This is a genomic window from Vogesella sp., assembly GCF_046297735.1.
Taxonomy (GTDB): Bacteria; Pseudomonadota; Gammaproteobacteria; order Burkholderiales; family Chromobacteriaceae; genus Vogesella; species Vogesella urethralis.
In genome coordinates this window covers 1-4356 of record NZ_JBKBHK010000029.1, presented here as the reverse complement: position 1 = coordinate 4356, position 4356 = coordinate 1, and the positions used below count along the sequence as shown (strand labels likewise).

At 59.0% G+C, this 4356-nt stretch carries 4 protein-coding genes; 1 reads left to right on the top strand and 3 read right to left on the bottom strand.

Annotation, left to right across the window (positions count from 1 at the left end):
* Positions 1-153: 153 nt before the first annotated feature.
* From ilvC to ilvB, 3 genes are read right to left on the bottom strand one after another with little or no spacing between them, the layout of a single operon-like run.
* A complete protein-coding gene (ilvC, locus tag ACK4FZ_RS17425) occupies positions 154-1170 on the bottom strand; it encodes a ketol-acid reductoisomerase (protein WP_144370818.1) in 1017 nt (338 codons plus the stop codon).
* 48 nt (positions 1171-1218) lie between these two features.
* Entirely contained in the window at positions 1219-1710 is a 492-nt protein-coding gene (gene ilvN, locus ACK4FZ_RS17420; RefSeq protein WP_047968082.1) for an acetolactate synthase small subunit, read from the bottom strand.
* Between the two features lie 11 nt (positions 1711-1721).
* Positions 1722-3488 carry a biosynthetic-type acetolactate synthase large subunit gene (gene ilvB, locus ACK4FZ_RS17415; RefSeq protein ID WP_409823233.1) on the bottom strand — a complete coding sequence of 589 codons (1767 nt, stop codon included), beginning with the start codon at positions 3486-3488 and terminating at the stop codon, positions 1722-1724.
* A gap of 213 nt (positions 3489-3701) precedes the next feature.
* On the opposite strand from ilvB, the gene ACK4FZ_RS17410 reads away from it, so the two are divergent.
* On the top strand, positions 3702-4217 hold the full coding sequence (locus ACK4FZ_RS17410; protein ID WP_409823229.1) for an RDD family protein: 516 nt from the start codon (positions 3702-3704) through the stop codon (positions 4215-4217).
* Positions 4218-4356 lie beyond the last annotated feature (139 nt).

Sequence of the window (4356 nt, the reverse complement as noted above, 5' to 3'; positions counted from 1 at the left end):
TGTGGCAGCGTGTCATTTAATGCGTGTTGTAGCAGGCTCATACAGCAAAAAAGGGAACATGATGAACATGTTCCCTTTTACTGGATTTGCAGTCGCAAGTCTTAACTGACTGGCATTACGGGTTTCCCCGGCTTTTTGCTGAACAGATGATGATCAGTTTTTGGATTGGTCAACCAGCTTGTTCTTGGCAATCCACGGCATCATGGCGCGCAGTTCGGCACCTACCTTCTCGATCGGGTGATCGGCGGTCAGGCGACGACGGGCGGTCATGCTCGGGTAGTTGGTCTTGCCTTCCAGGATGAACATCTTGGCGTATTCGCCGGACTGGATGCGGTACAGCGCCTTTTTCATGGCTTCCTTGGTGGCGGAGGTCACCACTTCCGGGCCAGTCACGTACTCACCGTACTCCGCGTTGTTGGAGATGGAGTAGTTCATGTTGGCGATACCGCCTTCGTACATCAGGTCCACGATCAGTTTCAGTTCGTGCAGACATTCGAAGTAAGCCATTTCCGGGGCGTAACCGGCTTCCACCAGGGTTTCGAAACCGGCTTTTACCAGCTCGACAGCGCCACCGCACAGTACGGCTTGCTCGCCGAACAGGTCGGTTTCGGTTTCTTCACGGAAGTTGGTTTCGATCACGCCGCCTTTGGTGCCGCCGTTGGCCGCAGCGTAAGACAGGGCGATGTCGCGGGCCTTGCCGGACTTGTCCTGGTATACGGCGATCAGGGTCGGTACACCACCGCCCTTCACGTACTCGGAGCGCACTGTGTGGCCCGGGCCTTTCGGGGCGATCATGATCACGTCCAGGTCTTCACGCGGCACGATCTGGTTGTAGTGCACGTTGAAGCCGTGGGCGAACGCCAGGGCAGCGCCCTGCTTGATGTTGGCCGCGATTTCCTTGTGGTAAACGTCCGGCTGCGATTCATCCGGCAGCAGGATCATCACCACGTCGGCCGCTTTCACGGCTTCGGCAACTTCTTTTACCTGGTGACCGGCTGCTTCGGCTTTTTTCCACGATGCGCCATCTTTGCGCAGGCCGACAATCACGTTCACGCCGGACTCTTTCAGGTTCTGGGCGTGGGCGTGGCCTTGCGAGCCGTAACCGATGATGGCGACCTGCTTGCCCTTGATGATGGAGAGGTCAGCGTCTTTGTCGTAGAAAACTTTCATTTTATGTCCCTAGTTGTTCTCGGGCAGCGGGTAGCCGCCCTGGTGATTTCAGATCTTCAGAATACGTTCGCCGCGACCAATTCCGGATGCACCGGTACGCACCGTTTCCAGGATCACTGAACGGTCGATCGCCTCGATAAAGGCGCCCAGCTTTTCGCTCGTACCGGTGAGCTCGATGGTGTAGGTCTTTTCCGTCACGTCGATGATGCGGCCGCGGAAGATGTCAGCCATGCGCTTCATTTCTTCGCGGTCCTTGCCGGTGGCACGGACCTTGATCAGCATCATTTCGCGTTCGATATGGTCGGACTCGTTGAGGTCAATCACCTTGACCACCTCGATCAGCTTGTTGAGCTGCTTGGTGATCTGCTCGATGACTTCGTCAGACCCGTGGGTGACGATGGTCATCCGCGACAGCGTCGGGTCTTCGGTAGTCGACACGGTCAGCGAATCGATATTGTATGCGCGCGCGGAGAAAAGTCCCACTACTCGTGACAGGGCACCCGCTTCGTTTTCCAGCAAAATAGAAAGAATATGTCTCATGCTGCTAGGCCTTAACACATGTTGCCGTAGTCACGGTTGTTCTCGAACGGGGCAATCTGCAGGTCGCGCATGTGCGGCGGCAGATCCATCTGGTCCAGCCCCTTGCCGTTCTGGATCATCGGGAACACGTTTTCTGACTGATCGGTACGGAAATCCAGGAACACCAGACGCTCTTTCAGCGCCGGGCTGAACGCTTCGCGCAGCACCGGTTCCACGTCGGCCGGGTTTTCCACCTTGATACCGATATGGCCGTAGGCCTCGGCAATCTTCACGAAGTCGGGCAGCGCATCCATATACGACTCGGAATAGCGGGTACCGTAGAAGAACTCCTGCCACTGGCGCACCATGCCCAGGTAGCGGTTATTCAGCGCAATCACCTTCACCGGGGTGTGGTACTGCTTGGCGGTGGACAGCTCCTGGATGTTCATCTGGATGGAGCCTTCACCGGTAATGCAGGCTACCTGCGCGTCCGGGTTGGCCAGCTGGGCGCCGATGGCGGCCGGCAGACCGAAGCCCATGGTGCCCAGGCCACCCGAGTTCAGCCACTGCTTCGGGCGCTTGAACGGGTAGTACTGCGCCGCCCACATCTGGTGCTGGCCCACGTCGGACGTAATAATGGCGTCGCCACCGGTAATTTCGTACAGCTTCTGCACCACGTACTGCGGCTTGATGAACTCGGTAGACGGGGTGTACAGCAGGCTGTTGTAGCTGCGCCATTCTTCAATCTGTTTCCACCAGTTGGCCAGATGCTGCTGCGGCACCTGCTGCCCGGTTTGCTTGAACAGGTCGATCATGTCGCGCAGCACGTGCTTCACGTCGCCCACGATGGGCACGTCCACTTTCACGCGTTTGGCGATGGAAGACGGGTCCACGTCGATGTGCACGATCTTTTTCGGCTGCGACAGGAAGTGCGACGGTACGCTGATCACGCGGTCGTCAAAACGTGCGCCCACGGCGATCAGCACGTCACAGTACTGCATGGCCATGTTGGCTTCGTAGGTACCGTGCATGCCCAGCATGCCCAGGAACTGGGGATCCTGGCCCGGATAGGCGCCCAGGCCCATCAGGGTGTTGGTACACGGTACGCCCAGCATTTTCACCAGCTCGGTCACTTCGGCCGAGGCGTTGCCCTGCACCGCACCACCGCCTACGTAGATGAACGGGCGCTTGGCTTCGGCCAGCAGGTTGACGGCTTTCTTGATCTGGCCCGGGTGGCCACGGGTTACCGGCACGTAGGAGCGGATGCTCACGCTTTCCGGGTAGTGGAACTCGGCCAGACGCTGGGTCACGTCTTTCGGGATGTCTACCACCACCGGGCCCGGACGACCGGACGAGGCAATGTAGAACGCCTTCTTGATGGTGGCAGCCAGCTCGTTGATGTCCTTCACCAGGAAGTTGTGCTTCACGCACGGGCGGGTAATGCCCACCATGTCCACTTCCTGGAACGCATCCATGCCGATGGCGGGGGTGGGCACCTGGCCCGAAATCACCACCATGGGGATGGAATCCATGTAGGCAGTAGCAATGCCGGTAACGGCATTGGTAGCGCCAGGGCCGGACGTCACCAGCGCCACGCCCACCTTGTTGCTGGAACGCGAGTAGGCGTCAGCCGCGTGCACGGCGGCCTGCTCGTGGCGCACCAGTACGTGTTTGAACTGCTGCTGCCGGAAAATTGCATCATAAATTTCCAGGACCGCGCCGCCGGGGTAGCCGAATACGAATTCGACTCCTTCTTCCTGCAAGCTGCGAACCAGGATCTCCGCGCCCGATATCTGCATCTTTGCCTCTTCTAATGTCAGGTATTAATTTTTTGTCCCGTGACGGATGAACTTAGCCGAAGCACCAAAGTCGGTCAAGCGCTTTTGTGCAGGTGCAAAAAAAGGGCAAAAACCAGCAAAAACAGCCACTTTTATGGGGGTAGGCGGCACACGGGGGCTTTGGTAAGATGCCTAGTTGGCCGCAAGGCTGTTACCTGCTTTCATCCGTTCACCATGACGCGCACCACCGCTTTCCCCGGCCTGGCCCGACGCCTGGCCAGCCTGCTGTACGAATCGCTGCTGATCGGCACCTTATGGCTGTTGGCCGCAGCCGCCTTCACCCCCATTCTGGCGCTGGGCGACAACGCACCGCTACTGCAGTGGCTGTACCGTGTGTTTGTGGCCGCCGTGCTGTTCGGCTATTTCGGTTACTGCTGGGTCAAGAGCGGGCAGACGCCAGCAATGAAGCCGTGGCGGCTGACAGTAGCCATGCCCGATGGCCGCCGCCTGAACTGGCAGCAAGCCCTGCTGCGCTTTGCGGTGGCGCTGGTGCTGTTTGTCGGCGTGCCTGTGCTGTCTTACCTGGCGTGGCTGCCATCGCTGGGCAACCCCAAGCTGGCGCTGGGCGCCGCGCTAGCGTGGTGGCTGCTGCCACTGCTGTGGGTGTACATCGACAACGACAAGCAGTTCCTGCACGACCGCCTGGCCGGCACCCGTATCCTGCTGCTGCCCAAGGGCGAAAAGGCCTGAGCGCCCTTATCCGCCACGCATGAAAAAACCGCCCGGTTGGGTAATGCCAGTCAGTTAACGCTGACTGGCATTTTTCGTTGGATATTTGTGTGCCCTGTTCTTCACCACTCGCGGGCAATGTCGGTCTGGTCTGCGGGGT

Bases quoted from the DNA above. Each gene is read 5' to 3' on its own strand.
- ilvB (WP_409823233.1), bottom strand. From the start codon at position 3,488: ATGCAGATATCGGGCGCGGAGATCCTGGTTCGCAGCTTGCAGGAAGAA.
- ilvC (WP_144370818.1), bottom strand. From the start codon at position 1,170: ATGAAAGTTTTCTACGACAAAGACGCTGACCTCTCCATCATCAAGGGC.
- ACK4FZ_RS17410 (WP_409823229.1), top strand. From the start codon at position 3,702: ATGACGCGCACCACCGCTTTCCCCGGCCTGGCCCGACGCCTGGCCAGC.
- ilvN (WP_047968082.1), bottom strand. From the start codon at position 1,710: ATGAGACATATTCTTTCTATTTTGCTGGAAAACGAAGCGGGTGCCCTG.